Genomic DNA, 21,898 nt, shown 5'->3' on the forward strand with positions numbered 1-21,898 from the left:
ATGATGAAGTGAAAGTATCCTAGATACTTTCACTTTTCTTCATGAATAGAAGTGGGTGGAAAAATGCAGAAGGCTGTTTTTATTATCGGCTCAAGGCTGTTCCAATTGATAATTATGGTTCTTATACTTTCCTTCGCAACATTTGTCCTGATGAAAATAACCCCGGGAGACCCGGTCAGGGCATTATTGAAAGTGGATGATGTTATATCAACCACAGACGATAAAGACAGGGTCATGAAGGAATATGGATTTGATAAACCGATTTTAGTCCAATATGTTCAATGGCTATGGAATGTAGCGCAATTGGATTTAGGAGAATCTATTATCTCTAAACGGCCAGTATTGGAAATCATTTTGGATAAACTACCAGCGACCTTTGCCTTATCCCTAGGAGGCCTGGTTGCTCTTTTTGTAATAGCTATACCACTCGGTGTACTAGGGGCAGTATACGAAGGGCGGTGGCCGGATTATATCAGCAGATGGTTTGCCATACTCGGTGCGTCTATCCCTAGCTTTTGGCTTGGGTTACTACTCATCTACTTTTTTTCATTAAAGTGGAACTTACTTCCCGTAATGGGAAAGGGAACGCTTTCCCACTTTATCCTGCCTTCTATCACTCTAGGGATTGCGATGGCACCTTTATATATAAAAATATTGCGGGAAAGGCTCGTATCTACCTTGCAGAGTACATATATCGAATCGGCTTATGCGCGGGGATTGGGAAAAGGAAGGATTCTATTATTTCATGCTTTACGGGGTAGTCTCGTTCCGCTTGTGACTATGTTTGGATTGAGTATTGGCAGTCTTCTCGGAGGGGTTACCGTAATTGAGATACTATTCTCCTGGCCGGGTATGGGAGAAATGATTGTACAAGCAGTGATGCAACGGGATTATCCGTTAATCCAAGGATACATTATGGTGGTAGGCGTCTTAGTGGTCATGACCAATTTAATGGTAGATTTGCTCTATTTAATCATCGATCCACAGATTAGGCATGGAAGGGAGATAAGTTAATGGAAAGCTTGACGATAAAATGGAAAACTACTAGTCTTGTTCGCAATCCTAATTTAATGATTGGTTCCATTTTAGCGAGCCTCCTGGCTGGTGTCATTTTGTTTGGAAGTGCATTGGCTCCCCATGATCCCTTCCAAATAGATATGGGAAATAGGCTAAAAGAGGCTTCATCCATCCATTGGCTTGGGACAGATCAATTGGGCAGAGATGTCTTTTCGAGAATTTTGTATGGAGCCAAGTTAACCATAGGGCTTGGATTCCTTGCAATTTTCCTTGCAATAGTAATTGGTGTTCCCATCGGACTATTCTCCGGTTATCTAGGAGGGAAAGTAGATGCCGTTTTCATGAGAATAATAGATGGCATCTTGGCATTTCCTGATTTTATCCTGGCGATAGCTATTGCCGGCATATTGGGTCCGAACCTGACCAATATTGTGGTCGCCATCATTTTAGTCAGGTGGATTATGTATGCGAGAGTAGTCCGAAGTCTGGTGATGGCAGAAAAAGAAAAAGAGTATATTCTTGTGTCCAAGATTTCGCACTCTAGTACATGGAAAACCATTCGCATGCACCTTTTGCCACAAGTACTGCCGGAGATCATTGCGATGGCAGCCATTGACGTAGGTAAGGTGATACTTATGATTTCTGCTTTATCCTACATCGGACTTGGAGCACAACCGCCTATTCCGGAATGGGGGGCAATGTTGAATGAAGGGCGAGGATATTTTCAAGCATTACCTTCCCTCATGATTTATCCTGGTCTTGCCATCATGATAACTGTTTTAACATGCAATTTATTGGGAGATGGATTAAAAGATCACTTTGACATTAGAAAGGGCAGTGATAATCGATGAGTGAACCATTGCTTACTATTGAAGAATTAGTCGTGGAAAAACAAAATGAATCAAAGGCAATCATCAACCAATTGAATCTCCAGATTGCTAAAGGGGAAATGATTGGATTGATAGGGGAAAGTGGTTGCGGGAAAAGCATGACGGCTAGAACAATCTTGAATCTGCTTCCAGGACAGATGAATGCAAAAGGAAAAATCCTCTATAAAAATAGAAACCTATTAGAATTGTCACATCAGGAACACCGTAAGCTTCTTGGGAAAGAGATAGGAATTATTTTTCAGGATTACAGAGGGAGTTTCACGCCTTTTATCCGAATAGGAAAACAAATTATTGAAACCATACGGGCGCATAATCCTATCTCTAAAAAAGAAGCCAAAAAAATGGCAGTGGATGTACTTACCGGAATGGGTCTAGAAGCAGAAAGAGTGTATAGAAGTTATCCTTTTCAATTAAGTGGAGGGCAGGTACAAAGGGCTGCGATAGCGATGTCCCTTGCGTTGAAGCCATCGTTGCTAATTTGCGATGAGGTTACCACTGCCCTTGATGTCATGAGTGGGGAAAAGGTATTGGATTATATTGAAAAAATGAGAAAAGAGACGGGATGTGCCGTTCTCATGATCACACATGATCTAACACAGGCTTACAAGCGGACGGACAAGATATATGTAATGGAACATGGTGAGATTGTAGAAAGTGGAACTCCCGAAGTGATTAGATGTGATCATCGACACCCTTATACGAAAAAATTATGTGGTTGTGTATTGGCTCTACCGGGAGAAGGAAGCGGGGTTCAGCCAACTAGAGAGAAGGTGATGTTTATATGAGTCAATTAATCGTAGAGAACCTCTCCATCCATTATTCCAAAGGAGTTAAAGCCCTGGACAATGTGTCTCTTGCTGTAAACAAAGGAGAGTGTGTGGGGATTGTAGGAGAAAGCGGTAGTGGAAAAAGTACGCTTGCGAAGGTACTAGTGGGTCTTCAACCATATAAGGTGGGTCACATAACATTTGAAGGGAGTCAAATCGTGCCAAAAAAGAAAGAGTCGTTACGGGAGTATCGAAGACAAGTCCAGATGGTATTCCAGGATGCTAACAGCACTCTTAATCCTAAACTTCCAATATGGAGAAGTGTTTTGGAACCATTAGATAATTTCAAGGAGGTCCAGCCTTTGTTTATAAATAGAGAAGAGGCATCTCGCAAAGAACTAGCGATGTCACTCCTTGAAATGGTCGGTCTAGAAACACATTTATTGGAGCGTTTTCCAGGCGAGTTGAGTGGAGGGCAAAAGCAACGTGTCAGTATTGCCAGGGCACTAAGTCTAGAACCTGGCCTTCTGATTTGTGATGAACCTACCGCAAGCCTCGATGTTACCGTTCAAAAGCAAATCCTGCAATTACTAAAGGAGCTTCAAGAAAAAACAGAAATGACGATACTTTTCATTTCGCATGACATTAGAGCTGTCACTTTTTTATGTAACCATTTAATTGTTTTAAAAGATGGGCTTGTGGTGGACCGATTCCGGTTGGAAGATCTCTACCTCAGTAATCGACACGAATATACGAAGGCGCTGATCAAGGCTGCTTCGTTTTAAGGACAGAAAGGAAAAGAAGGAATGAATGTAGTAGTAGCAAAAGAGAAAGCAGCTTTTAGTAACAGGCAGTATGTAGCATTGGCGTTCCCCCTGATTATAGCGGGAATCACCACACCGCTAATTGGAGCGGTCGATACGGCGGTTGTTGGAAGGTTGCCTGATCCATCTTCCATAGGTGGGGTGGCGATTGGTGCTGTCATCTTCAATACGATGTACTGGCTACTTGGTTTTTTAAGAGTAAGTACAAGTGGCTTTACTGCACAGGCACAAGGATCTAATAAAGGTTATGAAACCATCTTAACGTTACTAAGACCGATGATTATCGCAATAATTTTCGGCTTTCTTTTTATTATTTTTCAAAAGCCGATTCTTCATGTTTCATTAAATGTAATAGGAGGGAGCGAGGCGGTAACTTCTTTTGCCTCGACTTACTTTTCTATTCGCATTTGGGGTGCCCCGTTTATCCTAATGAGCTATGTGTTTATTGGGTGGCTAATAGGGATGGGCAAGGTAAGGCTATCGCTTGCCACCCAATTAGTCATGAATATGATGAATATAGCCCTTAGCATTGTCTTTGTATTGGTTTTGGAACTGGGGGTAGCTGGGGTGGCCTATGCCACACTTACTTCTGAAATAAGTGCCGTTCTCTTTGGTGGGTTCCTCATTGCCAGACATAACAGAATAGGGTTCTCCAATGTGAATCGTCGGATGATTTTAGATCCGGAACCTTTGATGAAGATGGTAAAAGTTAATAGAGACCTCTTTTTAAGAACGGTATGTTTGTTGATCATGACCGGTATTTTCACATCCAAGGGTGCCGGTATGGGAGAGGTGACGCTTGCAGCCAATGCCATTTTGCTACAAATTCATTATATAATGGCTTATTTAATTGGCGGATTTGCAAATGCGTCCAGTATTTTGACGGGCAGGGCAGTAGGTAGAAAAGATTCATTCCTATTTAAAAGAGCAATAAATCTGTCTGCAGTATGGGGGTTAGGAACTGCTTTAACACTGGCTGTTCTCATGTTGCTATTTGGAGATAGTGTTGTCGGGTTGTTTACCAGTATAGACACTGTGAGGGCTATGGCCATTGGAAACTTGGTTTGGATGGTGATATTCCCATTTGTAGGTTTTTGGGGGTTGCAACTAGAAGGGATATTTTCAGGAGCGACAGACGCCAAATCTATTAGAAACTCTATCTTCATAGCACTACTTGTATATTTATTTGTCACTTGGTTACTCGTACCTATATTTGAAAATCAGGGGATTTGGCTTGCTTTTGTTATTTTCAGTCTGGGACGTTCTATCTTTCTATCCTTTTACCTTCCGAAACTCCAACGACTCAATTTTCCATAAGGCTCTTTTCTCAAAGATTGTTGCTATATACTTGTAAAAAGTCGGCAATTGGACTTTTTACTGCTTTCTAACTCTATTCGGTGAAAGTAGTTGTATGTACGGCGGGAAAAGAACCCATAAAAAAGGAGGGGAAGTGGTTTTCCCCTCCAAGCTATAGCTTTACTGGTTACGGCTGCACCAAATCAGTCATTCAAAACTTGAGCAGCCCGAACACAGGACTCAAAATTCCCTTTATGGGAAGCGTCACAGTATGGCAACTTTTTAGATAGCCCACAGCGGCAAAGAGTGAAAGCCGGCTTATCCTCAAACTTGTTTCCTTCTGCATCAATTAACTCTACATCACCTGTTACACGGAAGCCTCCGTTATCCATTACTTTAATTGTTACTTTTGACATTGGTAATCTCCTCCTTCTAATAAAGATATTAGTATCGTACCTACAATTATCCATTTTGACAACAAGAACTTATCCACTACCATCCTTTCCAAATGCCTTCTAGTTATACTAATGAGCAATATATGGTACAATCAGGCTAACAATGAAACAGTTGGAGGCATGAAACGTGAAAGTAACGTTTACAGAGAAAGCAGCAGAAAGAGTAAAAGCAAAGCTTGAAAACCAAGAAGGAAAATGGTTGAAGCTAAAATATGATACAGATGGGTGTGGCTGCGTCGTTAGCGGAGTTTCCGCACTGTGGATCACACCGGAAAAGGACGAAGATGATGTGGAGTTGGAAACAAACGTCGGTCCCTTATTAATGGAAAAGTCAAAGCTGGTCTTTTTTGATGAAGACATGACCGTTGATTTTGTGGAAAGTGCAAACTGCTACATGCTGAAATGTCCAAGCCAAATCTTGAATCCACGCATGAGTTTATTAGTAGTGGAGGGGGCAAAATGAGCAATGGGGGGAAAATCAACTCATTGAAAAATGTGGCCCAATCCAAAACGTGGGCATCCTTCTTAAATCATAATCATCCATACAGCCTGTTGCACTGGTCGATTGGTGGCATCAATCATGAAGACAAAGACGTATGGCTCCTTCAGGATGAAGTAACATTCGAGGTTCAGGAGTTTGAGAACCTGGATGTTGCGGTTGAATGGATTTCGGAGAATATGGACGGGATTACGGATGTGCTAGGCTGAAATAGGTCAAACCGAAAAGTCGGGGAACTTTGTTCTTCGGCTTTTTTGTGTTGAGAGGATGTGTAAACCAATTATTTACTCTATCCCTAATCTTCTCTATAATTACAAGTATATTTTCAAAATAATATAAAAAATGAGGACGCGCTATGAAACTATTTGGCTGGATTTTGTTATCTGCATTCATTTGTATCGGGTTAGCTTTTACGGGTGAAATCGCAATTTTTCTAATATGTGCCATAATATTAGGCATTCTGATAAGATGTTTAACACTGTTACTCGACATAAAAACAAGACTTGCACAAATCACAAAAGCCCCGGACCCAGTTAGGGATGCCTATGATAATTACTTGACGGAGAAGCTTAAAAAAGTAGAAAAGGATGTGTGAGCAATGAAATTTTTTCGGTTTGATAAAGAAATTGGATTCCCGATAAAACAATATGATTCACAAGCGGCGAATTTTATAAAAGTATTTAGAAACAAGCAGGAAACTAGCGTCGGGTTTATTCAAATAGAAGCTGGCGGTGTGGTGGGATACCATCAAGCAAGTGTAGAGCAGTTGTTCATCATCGTCCAAGGGGCAGGGTGGGTAACGGGAACAGATCGTAAGAGAATCCCTATCACAAACGGTGAAGGGGTTATCTGGAAAGAGGGAGAATGGCATGAATCTGGAAGCGAATCAGGAATGCTTGCTTTAGTGATAGAGTCAGAGTCAATTGATACCTCCCTTCTTCAAGAAAAATAGACAACAAGATAAAGGAGTGCATAACAATGCAAGCAATAATCTTTGACATGGACGGAACTCTCTTTCAAACCGATCGAATACTAGAGCAGGCTTTGGATGATACATTCCAGCTGTTAGCGGACATGAACGTTTGGCATTCAGAAGAACCAACTCCTATCGATACATACAGAAGGATTATGGGAGTGCCCCTGCCTGTAGTGTGGGAAACTCTTTTGCCATCCCATTCTCAGGAAATAAGGGTAGAAGCAAATAAAATTTTCCATGAAAAGCTGATAGACAATATACATAAGGGAAATGGAGCGCTTTATCCTGGTGTTACAAATGTTCTCGCATTTTTGAGGAAAGAGAACCTGGATATATATATAGCAAGCAATGGACAAACTCCGTACCTCAAAGCGATAGTGGAGCAATATGGTCTGAACCGCTGGGTGACAGAAGTATTCAGTATTGATCAAATTGATTCCTTGGACAAAACGAAACTGGTAGGGGAGATTGTCAAAAAATACTCCATTAAACATGGAGCGGTAGTTGGAGATCGCCTCTCTGACATAAATGCGGCAAAAGGAAATGGATTAAAGGCTATTGGATGCAGGTTTGATTTTGCACAAAAAGAAGAGTTGGAGCAAGCAGATATGGTAATAAATAGTTTCGAAGAGTTAAAACAGCTAGCATTACAAATGGTAGAATAATAATTAGAAAAGTCGAAACCTTTTCCTCTAGATTTCGTAAATAGGTTTGTAGAAATTGGGAGGGGGTTTTGTATGGGGTACATTATACTAATGCTTATCGGGACATTGGGAATTGTTGCAACAATAGCCTATTTCGTTATCTATAAATCAAGACTGAGTGAGAGAGCGACTTGTTTCTTATGCGGTGAGGAACTCGACTTAAAATATAACGAGGGAGCGTATGCATGGGATGCAGTAGGCATCATTGAGAAGGAACATAAGTGCAAAAAGTGTGGCGGAGAATAGCTGGCAGTTGGTGTTAATGGGCGATCAGAACTTCTGATCGCATTTCTTTCTGTAATGAACCAAATGTACGATTAATTCGTCTTAGACCAAGGGTGATACATATGAAAACAAAAAAACTTAGAAATGAAATTATTAGTTGGGGAAAAGCCTGTGTGATCGGACTCTTCTTTGCCTTTCTTGTCAGTGCATTGATCGTCCAGCCTTTTACGGTGAAAGGAAGCTCCATGGAACCAACCTTGACTGGGGAAGATGTTTGGGCTCATAAGGAGGAAGGCGATAAAGTGCTCATTTTCAAGAGCGGTTATATGCTGGGCCTCGAACCGAAATATAATGATATTGTAGTAATAGACAGCAGGGTAGATCGCGGAAGAAATCTGGCGGATAACTTTAAGGAAAGCCCACTCGTTAGTACCTTATTAAAAGAACAGCAGGGGAATAACTACTGGATAAAGAGAGTGATAGGCGTGGAAGGAGACAAAATCGAATATCGCGGGGGAACGGTTTACCGCAATGGGGAAGAGCTGGAGGAAGCATACATACAAGAAGAGATGCTGTATCCATTCGATGAAGTAATTGTTCCAAAAGACCACGTTTTTGTAATGGGGGATAACCGTAATGACAGTAGGGATAGCCGGGAAATAGGCTCCATTCCAAAAGAAAATGTAATGGGGAAAGTGGTTCTTCGTTATTATCCATTTAATAAGTTGAATACGCTTGAATAGTGAGGGAGCGAATGGATGTTTAAAAAAAGAATGATAAGTTTTGCCCTTCTATTGACCTTCATGGTGGGATTGTTTATTGGATGGTGGGTTTGGAACGGAAAACTATATGAATATGATCAACAGCCGTTCTATATGGCAGCGGAAAATCTCCCTTTTGAAAAGAAAATACCAACCAAGGTTCCTTTTGAAGAAATGGAAGTATCCCAGCGTAATTTGGATGCAGACAAAGAGAGCTTGACTGTTACCTTGTCTAATATAAACAAGGAGTATATAGACGTGTATATAGGTGCTAAAGAAACGGAAGGCTTGGAGTCAATGAAGCAACAAAAAGTGCAAATAGGGGGAAGAAACGGGGCCTTCATATCTGATGAAGAAGGAAAACGTATTCTTGCATGGCAAGAGAATGATATTCACTACCAAATTACCTACTATTATAAACTAACCCCCAAAGAAGTAAGTAAGAAGCAGTTGATTCAAATGGCAGAAGCTTTTACGTGGGAGCTAGATAGCTAAATGGAAAAATGGAGAGGGGAAAAATATAATATCATTGGTTCCATTTTAATAGGTTGTATGGTTGCAGGAGTCGCGATATATTATGTCCTGTTCTATACACCCAAAAATTCTTTAGAACTTTATCAAGCCATCCGCTTCTCAAAAAGTTTTGAAGAATCTGCTGAACTAATGCTTGAAGGGTATAATGAAAATTTTTCGGAAAAGGATTACGACTTTATGAGTCAACTTGAAAACACACCAAATAGAATAACCCAGTTTACCCTTTTTGAATACAAAGAGAAAACTTATTTAATCATGACTACACCAGGTACAAGTAGATTACAAGTATTAGATGTAAAGGAATTGCCAGAGGAGGTACGTCATTATTTTTTGGCGCTTCCTGAAGACTAGCATCCTTCGAGGTGATTAACATAAATATGGATTATTATTTTAACAAACTAACAAACACCATCAAATATATAACCAAAGCAAACTTCCTTGGTCTTTATATTCATGGCTCCTGGGCGATGGGTGGCTTTAATCCAGCAAGAAGTGATCTAGACATATTGGTAGTAATAAAAAGTCCCCTAGATAAAGAAACTCAATGCAAACTAGCGAATTTTTTACTTGCTTATTCTAACGACCCATATCCAATTGAAATAAGCTTTTTAACACAAAAGCAACTAAGGAATTGGATTCACCCATGTCCTTACGAATTCCATTATAGTGAAGCATGGCGAAAAAGGTTCGAGAAGGAACTCTCAACAGGTCAATTGGAAGCAATCAACGAAAGTCTTAAAACTGACCCTGATTTAGCCGCTCATATAACCATACTGAATGAGAAAGGGATAAGCTTTGAAGGACCACCAATCAAAGAGGCGTTTCCCGTTATTCCACATGATCACTATCTATCTTCTATTCTTGCAGACTACCGGGATTGTTTGGAGAACATTGAAAAAGATCCTATCTATTGTGTGCTGAATCTGGTTAGGGTGTATTGGTTTGTAAAAGAAGGGGTTATTTCTTCCAAGCAAGAAGCGGGAGAGTATGGGCTGTCTTCATTCCCCAAAGAGTTCCAGGGAACCTTTTTGAAAGTGATGGAAGGTTATCACGGAAAAATCATGCGTGATTTCCAAATAGAAGAGTTAAGGAACGTGCGCGACTACATAAAAAGCGAAATGGGAAAATATCAGAAGGAGCTAAACTGATGAACATTAGAAATATCCAAAATGGCGATTTCCTTCGTATTTCAACCAATCTGAATACGTGGTGGGGCGGTAGGGACATGGCCGATATGCTACCAAGGTTATTTATCCATCATTTTAAAGCCACAAGTTTCATCATGGAAGGTGAGGGAGAAACCATTGGTTTTTTGATAGGTTTCATTTCTCCTTCCCATGCGGAACAGGCATAAATACATTTTGTTGGCGTAAATCCACAGAATCGTGAAAAGAATGTGGGAAGAACACTTTACGAGCACTTCTTCCAGACGGTGAAGGAAAAAGGATGCAAGGAAGTGAGCTGCGTGACCTCCCCTGTGAATACAACCTCTATCCTCTTTCATACAAAAATGGATTTTAGCATGCAGGATGGAGACATGAGTATGAACGGCATCCCTATCCATCAAAATTATGATGGCGTGGGGCAAGATCGGGTGGTATTTAAGAAATTCTTATAGGATGGGAGAGGGGACTCTATACTGAAAAAATTCTATTTTTTTATCATTTGCTTTCTTATATATATAAGCCTCGTGGTACTTACGACTATGACAAGTTTCAATTTGACTGGATATTCTTATACTTTTCATGAAAATGGAATGTTAACGATTGAAAAAGGACATTTCGTAAAAGAGCATGTAATCTATCTTCCTGCTAATGAAGCAATGAAGGCAATCATACTTATCATAGAGGCAGACAATTATTGGAATTTGACTTATTCATTATCTTTATTGTTCACCACTCTTTTTTTAGTGAGTTCTTTCAAGGAGTCTAGACCAAAAAAACACTGGAAAAGGTATGCTGCGATATATTTTCTATTGCTTGTTGCCATTCTGATATGGATTATTCCTACTCAGTTGGCATTAACGGAAGAAATCTCAAAATCAATAAGCTTGTTGAAGGGAGGGGCATAACCATGGATGTCGTTTTTCATACTGAACAAGAAGTATTCAATTATAGAGTGGCGGGCATCTGGATAAAGGACAACCGCATTTTAATTCATAGGGCAAGTGATGATACTATTTGGTCCCTTCCTGGCGGGAGAGTCGAAATGAACGAAGCATCATCAGTCAGCCTACAACGGGAGTTTAAGGAAGAATTGGATATATCCATGACTATTGAAAGACTGGTATGGGTGGTTGAAAACTTTTTTGACTATCGTGGGAAAAAAGTACACGAAATCGGGTTTTACTACATCGTTTCAAACGAGATGGAACAACCCATACCAGTTGGACCATTTCATGGTGTAGAAGGCGAAAGGTTAATCTATGAATGGATCCCAATCGACGAGCTGGAAGACGTGATCCTTTACCCGGAATTTCTGAAAAAGGCATTGATGAATATACCTGATAAAACGGAGCACTATGTGGTAAGTAACTGAGTTTCAATGAAACACATACAAAGTCCCCTATTAAAGCAATTTAGATAAAGGAAAAATAGGCGTGACATTTAGAAATACATTTATTATAATGGATATATCTTCAAACAGAAGGAGTTTGTTTTATGGAAAAGGTAGTTCTTAACTAAACGTAATCTAATACGTGCGATATGAGAGAAAAGTTCGATTTTATCGAGCTCTGTTTGAGTACGCTTTTTTTCTCATAGCGAAATGTTAAGAACACGGGTTTGCGCCTGCTTCATAAAATGATAGTTACAGCATGAGTATAGGTATTTATATGCCTATCCTGCATTCAAATTTAAAACTACCATTCAAAACGCAAAGGACGAGTGTTGTTCTTTGTGTTTTTTTATGTAATGACTCTGTTAAACACCGCTGTTAATTTCCGCACCAGGCTTCGCTTTCCTAGGGGGCGTTTGGGGAGCCTCCTCGGCTTACGCCTGCGGGGTCTCCCCTAAACGCTATCTCCCTTAGGAGTCTTCGCCTATTGCTCCAATCAACAGCTAGGTTGCTGTAAAAATCAATGGTATGTTTTTACAGAGCATATGTAATAAAACTGCGGACTTTGCTCTTATCTTTTCATTTCCTCGCACGGAATTAGTGATTGCACCAACCAAATTGCTAACTAATTACTAGGAGGAAAAACAGTGAATAACGAAACGATTCAAGCATTACAATTTACAGATTTGAAGAAAGATGTGGCATCCCTTGCCATTTCAGAACCAGGGAAAAATGCGGTAATGGCATTGGAACCATCCATTCATAAAAGACAGATTGAAGCTTGGTTAAATGAAGTCACAGAAGGGAAGAAGATACTCTCTATTAGTTCAAGCGTGCCAATTCATGGACTTCAAGGCATTGAGTATATTCTCAAAAATCTCCATAAAGGGATTGCATTCAGGCCAGACCAGCTGATTGGTCTATACGAATTCCTTGATACCATTGAAAAACTTAAGCGATTTATGAAAGACAAAGAATCTGCAGCACCTGTTATCACAAGCTATATGTATTCCGTCGTAGAGCTTTCTCACGTGGCGGAAGAAATCATCCGTTGCATTCGAAACGGGAGGGTGGATGATTACGCAAGCAAGGAGCTGCTGAAGGTAAGAAAGCAGATTTCCACTTTGGAGGAACGAATTAAAAGCCGTATCGAGCAATTGGTCAAGTCGAGCAAATACAGTAAATATCTTCAGGAGAGTCTATTTAGTACTAGAAATGGCAGATATGTTGTTCCTGTTCGAAAGGAATATAAAAATAATATAAAGGGCGCTGTGCTGGATGTATCTGCTTCAGGATCCACCGTGTTCATGGAGCCAGAAGAAATCAGTATTATGCAAGATTCCATCAGTATGCTGAAGTATCAGGAAGAGGCCGAAGAGGAGCAGATTCTTTTTGCGCTGACTGGTTTGGTACAAGAGCATGAAAAAGAAATCAAACTGGCGATGGAGTTGATGGTCAGTTATGATGTTATTTTTGCAAAGGCAAAGCACAGCTTAATGGTAATGGGAACGTCACCTCAGATAAATGAGCATCATGTCATACGATTAGCCGGGGCGAGACATCCTTTACTTGGAAAAAACGCTGTACCTTTAAACCTGGTCATAGGTGAGGACTACGATGCACTTGTTATCACAGGACCGAACACTGGAGGAAAAACAGTCACGATAAAAAACGGTGGGCCTACTAACGGTAATGGCTCAGTGTGGGTTGCATATCCCTGCTGAACAAGGAAGCGAGATTGCCATCTTTCACAAAGTGCTGGTGGACATAGGCGATGGGCAAAGTATCGAACAGTCATTGAGTACGTTCTCTTCCAGGGTGAAAAATATAATTGAAATCTTGGCAGAATCCACACCGCAAACCCTGGTACTCTTGGATGAGCTAGGTTCCGGAACAGATCCAGCGGAAGGGATGGGGCTCGCCACTTCCATCTTAGAAGAACTATATAACAAGGGAACGACGATGCTTGCCACGACCCACTATAGTGAAATCAAGGAGTTCGCAAATGAACGGGAGGGCTTCTGTAACGGATCGATGGAATTTGACGTGAACACCCTAAAACCGACATACCGCCTTATCGTTGGAAAAGGAGGAGACAGTCAGGCATTTGCCATCGCTTTGCGTCTAGGCATGCACCCTAAGTTAATAGAAAGAGCACACGAAATAACCTATAAAGAAGTGAAAGATTACAGTGGAAAAACGGATAGACCAAGACATGAACTCGAAAGGCAACTAGCGATGAATCGCAAGTATGTCAGAAAGATGAAGCATCCGGAAAAAGAGAAGACCAAACAGGAAATCATATTTAAGAAGGGCGACAATGTGAGGATTGCCTCTCTTGGGGAGTTCGGTATCGTTTATAAGCCGGCTGATGAAAAAGGGGATGTGGAGGTGATGGTAAAAGGACGGATGGAGACCTTTAACCACAAGCGACTATCTCTTTATATTAAAGCGGAAGATCTATACACGGATGATTACGACATGGATATTGTGTTTGAATCGAAAGAAAACCGGAAACTTAGGAACAAGATGAAAAAGCATCATGTGGATGAGGTGATCTTGGAAGAGTCGGACGACTGATGTTTTGGAGGTGTAAAGCTGAAGTAAACAATGTATAGTTGTTGTGAATTATTGGTAAAAATGCTTTTTTTGGTTCTGATTTTTTGTATGATGGAACTTGTAATCCAATAAAACAAGCATAGCTCAAGGAGGAAGTCCGATCATGAAAAAATGGTTTTTGGCTTTATCATCTTCCGTATTATTACTAGCTCTTGCCACTGGATGCGCCGCTGATAATGAAGAAATGAACAACAACAACGAAACAAACATGGAACAAAATGAAACGAATACGGGTGAAACGAACGAAGAATAGGTTGAGTAAATGAAGGTACCTGGAAGTGACAGCTCTTTTAAAAGGAGTAGGATACTTCTGGGTGCTTCTTTATTTGAGGCTCCTCTTGTGACGGGATTACTCACCGTTATGCTGGAATTTTTTAATATTGTGAAGGGATTACACTGAGTTGTGCTGTGATTTCCCCTCCTTGTGCCGGGATTGTTGTCTCGGAGATATACTCAAGTTAAAAAGAGAGCCAAAAAACGGTCAATTGTGACGGGATTTCCTCTTTTTGTGAATGGATTAGCCAATCAAGTGCCGGGATTTTAAAAAAAAACAAAATACCCATAAAAAACCACTGCAACCGAGAGGTATTCCCCTCGATTACAGCAGTTTCTACAAAATCAAAAATCAAAATCAGTTCACAATCGCCAAAGAAAACGCCTGTGGACCTTGAGGAACATTGTATGCCTGAACCTCTACCGTATATGTCCCACTTTGTGGAGCATTGATAAATACATTTTCTACGTTATTACGACCATCCCAGTTATTATCAAATGGTGCAGTAAAGTCATTTCCAACATATTTCGTTCCGTTCGGAGCAGTAATGACTAAATCAAGGTCATTTACTAACGTCACAGAAGCGGATGTGCTTGCAGGAGCATCAGACCATACTAGAGAAATTTTAAGTGGCTTGCCTGATGTTGCATTGAAGGAGTACGTCGCCTTTTGGCTTGTGGACAGGGAGCTTGTCTCATTCACAAATGCAGTGTTTAAAGACTTATCCAATGTCACACGGCCCCAACCTTGGTTGCCGTTCGGGAATCCAAGACCAACATCAGTGGCACCCGCAATTAGCGCAGCCTTCAATAAGGACGGTTTAGGTGTGATGCCTCTGTTTTTGATAAAGTGCTCACGTAATTGTGCCACGTTCCCTGCAACAATCGGTGTTGCCATGGAAGTTCCACCCATGTACGCATATTTGCTGTCATGGTTTGCCCAGAAGGAAGAATCCGGCGCAAGGGAAGAGCGTGCTGATAAAATAAATGTTCCTGGCGCCATTACATCCGGCTTGATTCGACCGTCACGAGTAGGTCCTCGTGAAGAGAACTGTGCAACATGATTGATATTGTCTGCATAAGACCCAAAGCTTGGACGATAGTTTTCTGTAGCTCCAACTGTAATGGCATTTTTCGCTGTACCAGGTGCACTGATGGTGCCACTGTTCGGCCCTTCATTCCCGGCTGCGAAAAGAACAGCCATGTCATTTTTACGAACATAGTCATCGACATTTCTGGAATCTGTCGTGTAGGCGCCGTTTACCGCAGCACCCCAAGAGTTCGTATGAATTCTTGCTCCGGCGCTGTAAGCTTGGCTGAATAAAGTGCTCAGGTTGGATGGAAGGCCTCCCAATCCGCCGCTGCTATCCATGATGGATTGGAACACAAGGTTTGCCTGTGGTGCCATCCCTTTATTGGTTGCCCCGTTTCCAAGTACAGATCCGGCAACGTGGGTACCATGACCGTTCGGGTCGTTGGAATTATTAGATCTTCCTAATGCATATAACGCGGTAATTTTTCCGCGGAAAGCTTCGTGCATGGAGCTATCGTTACGCCCGGTATCTAGACCTGTATCTGCAACTGCCACTACTTGACCTTGCCCGTATAATCCATAGCTGTTTTGCGCAACGTCTGCTTTAACAATTCCTCTCGCTACATCATTCATCACCTTATATTCCGGTTTTGGAGAGATATAAAGTACGTCATGGTTGGCAGCATATTCGACAATTTCGTCTATCCCTTTGAAAGTGATTTCTTTATTATTTTGTTTAGCATCAAGTGCAACGGCCTTTACAAAAGCAGAAGCGCCTTTGGTGAATAAAAGTGGGTCGATCTTATAAAGGGGAAGGAAGGGCTCTACAGATTCTAAATGAGCGATACCGTTAGTGGCCTTTGCAACATCACCCTTGTATTCCACAATGTATGCATAGTCTGGTATGTAATCTACAATGGTTGCTCCTGTAGCCTCCAGCTCTTTTTTTGTTTCTTCTAAAATCGGACCATCAAACTGTGCAATATAGAGTCTATTGTCTTTTGGCACGACCTCTAGCTTTTTTTGTAGACCTTTTGGAATTTTGACATTCTCTGTATTTGCTAGAAAAGAAGCTTCACCAATTTTGCCATTTTTAGATACTGTCTTCTTCTCAGTTATCTGGCTGACTCCCTTGAAATCTAGTTCAAAGTTGCTAGCTCCCCCTGTTGATGGACTGCTAAGCGCAACAGTGGAAAGAATGGTTGCTGCTGATAAAACGGATAAAAACACTTTCTTTGATTGACCCTTTTTCTTCATCCTCATGCTCATCTCCTCTCAATTGATAACACAAGAATAATTTAGCATATTAAAGAAAGAATTTATATTGGGAAAATTCAGAATAAAAGACTGAGATTATAGAGGAAATAAACATTCAATTTCCCAATGGAAAGAATTGTAGATTCTTTATAACATCAGCCATTGATAGTTTCTATGGTAAAATATACATAAAAACAGCTATAGTAAGATAAAAGGGGATATGGAAACATGCATAAAATCATGCTTATTGAAGATGATAGGCAGTTAAGCGAGCTTGTAGGAAACCATTTGGAGAGATATGGCTACACGATATACAAGCCAAATGATTTCCAACATATCATGGACAGCCTCTTGGATGTTCAGCCGGACCTTGTTTTATTAGATATAAATCTACCATACTATGATGGGTACTTTCTATGCAGAAGCATCCGCCAGCAATCAACGGTTCCTATTATTATTATATCTGCTAGAAGTACAGAGATGGATCAGATCATGGCGATGGAACTTGGCGCGGACGATTACATAACCAAACCCTTCACCTTTGATTTATTACATGCAAAAGTAAAAGCAACGATAAGACGTGTGTACGGAGAATACGCATCAGCAGATACAGGTGAATTATCTATCGAGGGGTTGTCCTTGGACAGTCAAACTCTTGCCGTTCAATTCAAAGGAAATCGACAGGAGTTAAGTAAAAATGAATACATATTGCTGAAAAAATTAATGGAAGAACATAATACCTATATTCCAAGGGAAGCACTGATAGAAACCGTATGGGACTCGTTAACTTTTGTGGATGACAATACGTTGACGGTTAATATGACCCGAATTAAACAAAAGCTATCTTCTCTTGGACTTCCAAAAGTTATTACAAGTAAAAGAGGCGTCGGCTATATGCTGAGTGTTCCGTCTCCGATAGGCAAAACAAATGAATAAAAGGATATTAAAGAACTTCTTCAAGGATAGAGCGCTGCTAATCTCGTTCTATCTCTTCAATATTGTTTCTGTCATCACATTCTTCCATTTGAGTGAGCCCTCCAACACAGAGATCCTGTATCCTTTTTCCGTGGGGATATTTCTTCTTTCTGTATACCTTCTAATTGATGGATACCGCTATTATCAAGTAAACGGGGCGATTGAGAATCAGCATGCTGAAATGAAGATATACACAGAAGAACAAAAGGCTTTTGATAAGTGGATTAAGAATTTAAGCTATCAACATTCCAGGGAAAAGAATGAGCAGAATGAAAAGAATAAGGAAAGGTTATATTTCCTCTCCCATTGGATGCACCATTTAAAGACTCCGGTATCTGTCACGGATTTGATCATTCAAAACGAACAAAAACTACATGGCAGTACAAAAGCATTTGAAAACTTACAGGTGGAGAACAAACGCCTACATAAAGCCATTGAACAAGGATTGACCATGATTCGAATGGACAGCTTTGAGAATGATTTGGATATAAAATCAATGGACCTTCTCACCTCATTACGGAAGTTAATCAATAACCGAAAAAGTGAGTTTATTTATCAATCTACATTCCCTGTTCTAAATAGTGAGGAAGAAGCTGCTTTCATCATAACGGATCCGAAGTGGAATGAGACGATGCTAGATCAAATCATATCCAATGCCATTAAATACTCTAGTGGAAGAAATGGAAGCAAAAAGATAAGATTTCATGTAAAAAAAGAAGAAGAGGCTACTATTCTTTCCATTGCAGATGAAGGGGTCGGCATCCCGTCATATGATTTGGAAAGGGTATTTGAGGCATTCTTTACTGGGGAAAATGGTAGGGACTATCAGAACTCATCAGGTATTGGGCTATATCTTTGCAAAAGGATTGCAGACCGCTTGAACCACCGAATTACGATAGAGTCGGAGGAATCAAAAGGAACAACAATCACGATTAGATACCTTACAAAAGTGTAAGGTATTTTTCGTATTGTTCCATGGTTGATGTATTGGTTACTCAGTAAAATAAGACATAGAAAGGGAGTAACTTACATTCCAATTTGCTCGAGGAGGGTTTAATATGGGGGAAACAATTTTAGAAACCAGTAAATTAGTGAAAATATATGGTGATGCTGGTGCAGAAGGAGCAACAAAGGCTGTTGATGGCGTTAATCTTTCTATAAATAAAGGAGAATTCATCGCCATCATGGGGCCTTCCGGCAGTGGAAAAACAACATTGCTACACATGATGAGTGGAATAGATACCCCAACATCCGGAGAGGTATATATTGCAGGAAAAGAAATTGGTGAAATGAGCGGGGATGAATTAGCCCTTTTCAGAAGAAAACAACTCGGTTTTGTATTCCAAGAATTCAATTTGCTAGACAGTCTGACTGTAAAAGAAAACATGCTAGTCCCAATGGTGTTGGAACAGAAATCAGCAAACATAATGGAGAATAAAGTAAAGGAACTATCGGAGTTGTTTGGCATTGAGAGTATATTGAACAAATATCCCTTTTCTATTTCAGGCGGGCAACAGCAAAGGACTGCTGTGAGCCGGGCTCTTGTAAACGATCCGACTATTATTTTTGCAGACGAACCAACTGGTAACTTGGATTCTAAATCTTCCACTGTCATTATGGAGTGTTTTGAAAAGATTGTGGAAGAACTCCATACAACCGTTGTAGTAGTCACACATGACGTGTTTGCTGCAAGCTATTGCAGGAAGGTTGTCTTCATCAAAGATGGAAAAATAGATTCTTATATTGTCAGAAAAGGAGATCGAAAAGAGTTCCTAAACCAAATCATGGACAATCTTGCCGTATTGGGAGGAAGGAGCCATGACATTTAATCAATTGGTTTGGAAAATGGCAAAAGGAAACAGGGGTAAATACTTATTTTATTATCTATGTAACAGCTTTGCGGTGTTGTTCTTTTTCATGTATTCTACTATTTATTTAAATCAAGCGATTGAGAAGGTTAAAATAATGGAGGGTATAAGAGATATACTCACGATCCCCGGTGTGGGACTATTAATATTTACAGTATTTTTCATTACCTATGCCCATCGAATTTTTACACGTAGAAGGAAGAAAGAATTTGCTCTTCTAATGACACTTGGGATGTCAAAAAGGGATATAGCCAGGCTATTATTATTAGAAAATGCGTTGATTGCCATTGCTTCTATCATTACTGGAATTGTAACTGGTATGGTGTTTTCTCGATTAATTTTTCTGCTTTTCATAAATATAACCGGATTAGGCGAGATTCCTTTCAATCTTTCGCTTGAGATGTTTATTTATTCAATCGGTGCTTACCTCTTTATATTTCTCATTTCGGTTATCATCACTCTTTACCTGACACTGTCAAGAACGGTTTCTCAAAATATGAAAAGTGATCGAGTGGCAGATGCAATTAAGCATCGAAGTCCGGTGTTCGGCTTACTTGGGGTATTGATGATAATTGGGAGTGCCGTACTACTTTATAATACATTTTCCAACCCATCTATGGCTCATGATGCTGGTGGATACCTTCTCATGAGTACCTTGGGCATATTAATGGGCCTTTACGTGGCACTGTCTCAAGGAATGAGTTTCTTTATGAAGTTGGCCAGGAAGCATAAATTTTATTATTACAATGAGCTCCTTTCTTTAAGTAGTCTAGAATATAAATTTAAACAACTAACGTCTATCATGTTGCTTGTGACAATTATGAGCATGGTCACCATCTTTTACAGTACGACCATATTGATCATCAATTCTATGGGAGAGCAGCAGGTGATGGATGATAATCCTAATGACCTCACATATATAGAGACAGAGACGAAAAATAATATATCCACGCAAGAATTGTATTCTATTGTGGATAAAGCAGAAAATCCTGTTAAAGAACACGAAACGGTAAAATTGTTTGCGCACTATGAGAGTGATCCTTATTGGGAAGAAGCTTATTATGAGTATGTATTTATAGGTTTATCAGATTATAATCGGATTGCCGGAAGACAGGAAATTCTAGATAGTAAAGAATATATCTATCTAATAAATGATGTTCCTAAATATGCCCTTCCAGATAGCACTTACGAACATGGGCTTTCTTTTAATGTGGAAGGTGGAAAAATAGAGTACACCTTGAAAGAAACAATTGTTGATCAAATAATTAATCGTACAACGCTCGTTCCCACTTCCATTATAGTCATCAGTGATGAGGAGTTTGGGAAAATAAACAATGCTTTAATAGGAGATAAGATGCAGGTACACATCTTGAATTTTCAAGATTGGAAAGCTAGTGAACAAGTGACAAATGAGTTGAAAGATAGATTAGAGCAATATAACAACACTACGCCACCATACCAAAGTGTCCGTCTTCGCTATAGTGAGGAAGAGGAAGAATATTTTCTTCAGCCAATATCTAAAGTGGTAAACTACAACTATATCAAAAACTCATCTAGAATCATGTTCTTTGTCACCACCTTTATCAGCATTCTTTTCTTCTTTGGTTCCTTCATCCTTCTGTACCTAAACATATTCTCCACCATGGAAGAGGAGAAAGCCAAATATAAAAAGCTATTTAAGATTGGTATAACCAAAAGAGAGATTAAGAAACTCGTTTCGAAGGAAATGAGTGTGCTGTTCTTCTTTGCTCCGTTACTCGGATGCAGCTTGGCATTTGTATATATTCTTTCCATTTCCCAAGATGTAGGTGGGATCATGGAGAACCCGCAATTTCTAGTTCATTTTGCCAGAATCTCTGGAGTGTATCTATTTATTCAGATGGTGTATTACTTTTATTCGAGGAAAAAGATGTTAAGTGAATTAGAAATTTAAAAATTATCGAAATGGTAGTGGCAGGTTAATATTTTAATCTGCCAGCTTGTAGACAAAGTCATACGAAATAGCTATTGCGTAACCTTCGTTCTATATCGTGGCTAGTGTAGGTGGCTTTCTCGGCTGTCTGAGGACAACCTTAAGACAATCTCGAAGATGAATTTCGGTTGAGATTGTCATCATCTGGTGTATGAAGACAATCTCGAGGGTGGATTTTAGATGGGATTGTCATCATCGGGTGTATGAAGACAATCTCGAGGGTGAATTTCGGATGAGATTGTCATCAACGGTGGTATGAAGACAATCTTGAGGGTGAATTTCGGATGAGATTGTCATCATCGGGTGTATGAAGACAATCTTGAGGGTGAATTTCGGATGAGATTGTCATCATCGGGTGTATGAAGACAATCTTGAGGGTGAATTTCGGATGAGATTG

The 21,898-nt window shown here is 40.1% G+C and carries 24 protein-coding genes and 2 pseudogenes; 24 read left to right on the forward strand and 2 right to left on the reverse strand.

The window, feature by feature from the left end; translation table 11 throughout:
* Positions 1-63 precede the first annotated feature (63 nt).
* Genes nikB through EKQ44_RS14800 form a run of 5 tightly spaced genes read left to right on the forward strand, consistent with a single transcriptional unit; the run spans position 64 to position 4,815 of the window.
* Positions 64-1,014 carry a nickel ABC transporter permease gene (gene nikB, locus EKQ44_RS14780; protein ID WP_237664310.1) on the forward strand — a complete coding sequence of 317 codons (951 nt, stop codon included), beginning with the start codon at positions 64-66 and terminating at the stop codon, positions 1,012-1,014.
* Positions 1,014-1,868 carry a nickel transporter permease gene (gene nikC / locus EKQ44_RS14785; protein ID WP_237664311.1) on the forward strand — a complete coding sequence of 285 codons (855 nt, stop codon included), beginning with the start codon at positions 1,014-1,016 and terminating at the stop codon, positions 1,866-1,868. The genes nikB and nikC overlap by 1 nt, the downstream gene beginning before the upstream one ends.
* Entirely contained in the window at positions 1,865-2,692 is an 828-nt protein-coding gene (locus EKQ44_RS14790) for an ABC transporter ATP-binding protein (RefSeq protein ID WP_237664312.1), read from the forward strand. Before nikC ends, EKQ44_RS14790 begins: the two co-directional genes overlap by 4 nt.
* Positions 2,689-3,459 carry an ABC transporter ATP-binding protein gene (locus EKQ44_RS14795; protein ID WP_237664313.1) on the forward strand — a complete coding sequence of 257 codons (771 nt, stop codon included), beginning with the start codon at positions 2,689-2,691 and terminating at the stop codon, positions 3,457-3,459. The genes EKQ44_RS14790 and EKQ44_RS14795 overlap by 4 nt, the downstream gene beginning before the upstream one ends.
* A gap of 21 nt (positions 3,460-3,480) precedes the next feature.
* Positions 3,481-4,815 carry an MATE family efflux transporter gene (locus EKQ44_RS14800; RefSeq protein WP_237664314.1) on the forward strand — a complete coding sequence of 445 codons (1,335 nt, stop codon included), beginning with the start codon at positions 3,481-3,483 and terminating at the stop codon, positions 4,813-4,815.
* Positions 4,816-4,997: 182 nt separating this feature from the next.
* On the opposite strand, the gene EKQ44_RS14805 is transcribed toward EKQ44_RS14800, so the two are convergent.
* Positions 4,998-5,210, reverse strand: a complete 213-nt coding sequence (locus tag EKQ44_RS14805; RefSeq protein WP_063560517.1) for a CDGSH iron-sulfur domain-containing protein — start codon at positions 5,208-5,210, stop codon at positions 4,998-5,000.
* A 166-nt stretch (positions 5,211-5,376) separates the two neighbouring features.
* Between EKQ44_RS14805 and EKQ44_RS14810 the strand changes: the two genes are divergently transcribed.
* From EKQ44_RS14810 to EKQ44_RS14885, 15 genes and pseudogenes are all read left to right on the forward strand, one after another.
* Positions 5,377-5,712, forward strand: coding sequence for an iron-sulfur cluster biosynthesis family protein (locus EKQ44_RS14810; RefSeq protein WP_237664315.1), 336 nt, complete (start codon positions 5,377-5,379; stop codon positions 5,710-5,712).
* A complete protein-coding gene (locus EKQ44_RS14815; protein WP_010194233.1) occupies positions 5,709-5,957 on the forward strand; it encodes a DUF2552 family protein in 249 nt (82 codons plus the stop codon). Before EKQ44_RS14810 ends, EKQ44_RS14815 begins: the two co-directional genes overlap by 4 nt.
* A 146-nt stretch (positions 5,958-6,103) precedes the next feature.
* Positions 6,104-6,343: a hypothetical protein gene (locus EKQ44_RS14820; protein WP_237664316.1), complete on the forward strand. Its 240-nt coding sequence runs from the start codon at positions 6,104-6,106 to the stop codon at positions 6,341-6,343.
* A 3-nt stretch (positions 6,344-6,346) separates the two neighbouring features.
* Positions 6,347-6,700 (forward strand): cupin domain-containing protein, encoded by a 354-nt coding sequence (locus EKQ44_RS14825; RefSeq protein WP_237664317.1) that lies wholly within the window; start codon positions 6,347-6,349, stop codon positions 6,698-6,700.
* A 26-nt stretch (positions 6,701-6,726) separates the two neighbouring features.
* Positions 6,727-7,389 (forward strand): HAD hydrolase-like protein, encoded by a 663-nt coding sequence (locus EKQ44_RS14830; RefSeq protein WP_237664318.1) that lies wholly within the window; start codon positions 6,727-6,729, stop codon positions 7,387-7,389.
* 72 nt (positions 7,390-7,461) lie between these two features.
* Positions 7,462-7,674 carry a hypothetical protein gene (locus EKQ44_RS14835; protein WP_237664319.1) on the forward strand — a complete coding sequence of 71 codons (213 nt, stop codon included), beginning with the start codon at positions 7,462-7,464 and terminating at the stop codon, positions 7,672-7,674.
* A 101-nt stretch (positions 7,675-7,775) separates the two neighbouring features.
* Positions 7,776-8,396 (forward strand): signal peptidase I, encoded by a 621-nt coding sequence (gene lepB / locus EKQ44_RS14840; RefSeq protein ID WP_237664320.1) that lies wholly within the window; start codon positions 7,776-7,778, stop codon positions 8,394-8,396.
* A 15-nt stretch (positions 8,397-8,411) separates the two neighbouring features.
* The gene (locus EKQ44_RS14845; protein ID WP_237664321.1) at positions 8,412-8,909 is read left to right on the forward strand and encodes a DUF4367 domain-containing protein; all 498 of its coding nucleotides are present in this window, start codon (positions 8,412-8,414) and stop codon (positions 8,907-8,909) included.
* Positions 8,910-9,299 (forward strand): class III extradiol ring-cleavage dioxygenase family protein, encoded by a 390-nt coding sequence (locus EKQ44_RS14850; RefSeq protein WP_237664322.1) that lies wholly within the window; start codon positions 8,910-8,912, stop codon positions 9,297-9,299.
* A 26-nt stretch (positions 9,300-9,325) separates the two neighbouring features.
* A complete protein-coding gene (locus EKQ44_RS14855) occupies positions 9,326-10,096 on the forward strand; it encodes an aminoglycoside adenylyltransferase domain-containing protein (RefSeq protein WP_237664323.1) in 771 nt (256 codons plus the stop codon).
* Positions 10,096-10,566, forward strand: a pseudogene (locus tag EKQ44_RS14860) (N-acetyltransferase family protein). The gene EKQ44_RS14855 and the pseudogene EKQ44_RS14860 overlap by 1 nt, the downstream one beginning before the upstream one ends.
* A gap of 87 nt (positions 10,567-10,653) precedes the next feature.
* A complete protein-coding gene (locus EKQ44_RS14865) occupies positions 10,654-11,019 on the forward strand; it encodes a hypothetical protein (protein WP_237664324.1) in 366 nt (121 codons plus the stop codon).
* A 2-nt stretch (positions 11,020-11,021) separates the two neighbouring features.
* Positions 11,022-11,486: an NUDIX hydrolase gene (locus EKQ44_RS14870; protein WP_237664325.1), complete on the forward strand. Its 465-nt coding sequence runs from the start codon at positions 11,022-11,024 to the stop codon at positions 11,484-11,486.
* Between the two features lie 665 nt (positions 11,487-12,151).
* Positions 12,152-14,084 (forward strand): annotated as a pseudogene (locus EKQ44_RS21635) (endonuclease MutS2).
* 142 nt (positions 14,085-14,226) lie between these two features.
* Positions 14,227-14,376, forward strand: a complete 150-nt coding sequence (locus EKQ44_RS14885) for a hypothetical protein (protein WP_237664328.1) — start codon at positions 14,227-14,229, stop codon at positions 14,374-14,376.
* A 378-nt stretch (positions 14,377-14,754) separates the two neighbouring features.
* Here the strand turns inward: EKQ44_RS14885 and EKQ44_RS14890 are convergent, their stop codons facing one another.
* Positions 14,755-16,686 (reverse strand): S8 family serine peptidase, encoded by a 1,932-nt coding sequence (locus tag EKQ44_RS14890; RefSeq protein ID WP_237664329.1) that lies wholly within the window; start codon positions 16,684-16,686, stop codon positions 14,755-14,757.
* A 228-nt stretch (positions 16,687-16,914) separates the two neighbouring features.
* Between EKQ44_RS14890 and EKQ44_RS14895 the strand changes: the two genes are divergently transcribed.
* The 4 genes from EKQ44_RS14895 to EKQ44_RS14910 all read left to right on the forward strand — a co-directional run bounded on the left by EKQ44_RS14895 (position 16,915) and on the right by EKQ44_RS14910 (position 21,462).
* Positions 16,915-17,622 carry a response regulator transcription factor gene (locus EKQ44_RS14895; protein ID WP_237664330.1) on the forward strand — a complete coding sequence of 236 codons (708 nt, stop codon included), beginning with the start codon at positions 16,915-16,917 and terminating at the stop codon, positions 17,620-17,622.
* Positions 17,615-18,616, forward strand: a complete 1,002-nt coding sequence (locus tag EKQ44_RS14900) for a sensor histidine kinase (protein WP_237664331.1) — start codon at positions 17,615-17,617, stop codon at positions 18,614-18,616. Before EKQ44_RS14895 ends, EKQ44_RS14900 begins: the two co-directional genes overlap by 8 nt.
* 103 nt (positions 18,617-18,719) lie before the next feature.
* Positions 18,720-19,490 carry an ABC transporter ATP-binding protein gene (locus tag EKQ44_RS14905; protein ID WP_237664332.1) on the forward strand — a complete coding sequence of 257 codons (771 nt, stop codon included), beginning with the start codon at positions 18,720-18,722 and terminating at the stop codon, positions 19,488-19,490.
* On the forward strand, positions 19,480-21,462 hold the full coding sequence (locus EKQ44_RS14910) for an ABC transporter permease (protein WP_237664333.1): 1,983 nt from the start codon (positions 19,480-19,482) through the stop codon (positions 21,460-21,462). The genes EKQ44_RS14905 and EKQ44_RS14910 overlap by 11 nt, the downstream gene beginning before the upstream one ends.
* The last annotated feature ends 436 nt before the right edge of the window (positions 21,463-21,898 follow it).

Source organism: Sutcliffiella horikoshii (assembly GCF_021991925.1).
GTDB lineage: Bacteria > Bacillota > Bacilli > Bacillales > Bacillaceae_I > Sutcliffiella_A > Sutcliffiella_A horikoshii_F.

Coding starts and splice junctions, on each gene's coding strand:
- nikB (WP_237664310.1), top strand. CDS start 64: ATGCAGAAGGCTGTTTTTATTATCGGCTCAAGGCTGTTCCAATTGATA.
- nikC (WP_237664311.1), top strand. CDS start 1,014: ATGGAAAGCTTGACGATAAAATGGAAAACTACTAGTCTTGTTCGCAAT.
- EKQ44_RS14790 (WP_237664312.1), top strand. CDS start 1,865: ATGAGTGAACCATTGCTTACTATTGAAGAATTAGTCGTGGAAAAACAA.
- EKQ44_RS14795 (WP_237664313.1), top strand. CDS start 2,689: ATGAGTCAATTAATCGTAGAGAACCTCTCCATCCATTATTCCAAAGGA.
- EKQ44_RS14800 (WP_237664314.1), top strand. CDS start 3,481: ATGAATGTAGTAGTAGCAAAAGAGAAAGCAGCTTTTAGTAACAGGCAG.
- EKQ44_RS14805 (WP_063560517.1), bottom strand. CDS start 5,210: ATGTCAAAAGTAACAATTAAAGTAATGGATAACGGAGGCTTCCGTGTA.
- EKQ44_RS14815 (WP_010194233.1), top strand. CDS start 5,709: ATGAGCAATGGGGGGAAAATCAACTCATTGAAAAATGTGGCCCAATCC.
- EKQ44_RS14820 (WP_237664316.1), top strand. CDS start 6,104: ATGAAACTATTTGGCTGGATTTTGTTATCTGCATTCATTTGTATCGGG.
- EKQ44_RS14825 (WP_237664317.1), top strand. CDS start 6,347: ATGAAATTTTTTCGGTTTGATAAAGAAATTGGATTCCCGATAAAACAA.
- EKQ44_RS14830 (WP_237664318.1), top strand. CDS start 6,727: ATGCAAGCAATAATCTTTGACATGGACGGAACTCTCTTTCAAACCGAT.
- EKQ44_RS14835 (WP_237664319.1), top strand. CDS start 7,462: ATGGGGTACATTATACTAATGCTTATCGGGACATTGGGAATTGTTGCA.
- lepB (WP_237664320.1), top strand. CDS start 7,776: ATGAAAACAAAAAAACTTAGAAATGAAATTATTAGTTGGGGAAAAGCC.
- EKQ44_RS14845 (WP_237664321.1), top strand. CDS start 8,412: ATGTTTAAAAAAAGAATGATAAGTTTTGCCCTTCTATTGACCTTCATG.
- EKQ44_RS14850 (WP_237664322.1), top strand. CDS start 8,910: ATGGAAAAATGGAGAGGGGAAAAATATAATATCATTGGTTCCATTTTA.
- EKQ44_RS14855 (WP_237664323.1), top strand. CDS start 9,326: ATGGATTATTATTTTAACAAACTAACAAACACCATCAAATATATAACC.
- EKQ44_RS14865 (WP_237664324.1), top strand. CDS start 10,654: ATGACAAGTTTCAATTTGACTGGATATTCTTATACTTTTCATGAAAAT.
- EKQ44_RS14870 (WP_237664325.1), top strand. CDS start 11,022: ATGGATGTCGTTTTTCATACTGAACAAGAAGTATTCAATTATAGAGTG.
- EKQ44_RS14885 (WP_237664328.1), top strand. CDS start 14,227: ATGAAAAAATGGTTTTTGGCTTTATCATCTTCCGTATTATTACTAGCT.
- EKQ44_RS14890 (WP_237664329.1), bottom strand. CDS start 16,686: ATGAAGAAAAAGGGTCAATCAAAGAAAGTGTTTTTATCCGTTTTATCA.
- EKQ44_RS14895 (WP_237664330.1), top strand. CDS start 16,915: ATGCATAAAATCATGCTTATTGAAGATGATAGGCAGTTAAGCGAGCTT.
- EKQ44_RS14900 (WP_237664331.1), top strand. CDS start 17,615: ATGAATAAAAGGATATTAAAGAACTTCTTCAAGGATAGAGCGCTGCTA.
- EKQ44_RS14905 (WP_237664332.1), top strand. CDS start 18,720: ATGGGGGAAACAATTTTAGAAACCAGTAAATTAGTGAAAATATATGGT.
- EKQ44_RS14910 (WP_237664333.1), top strand. CDS start 19,480: ATGACATTTAATCAATTGGTTTGGAAAATGGCAAAAGGAAACAGGGGT.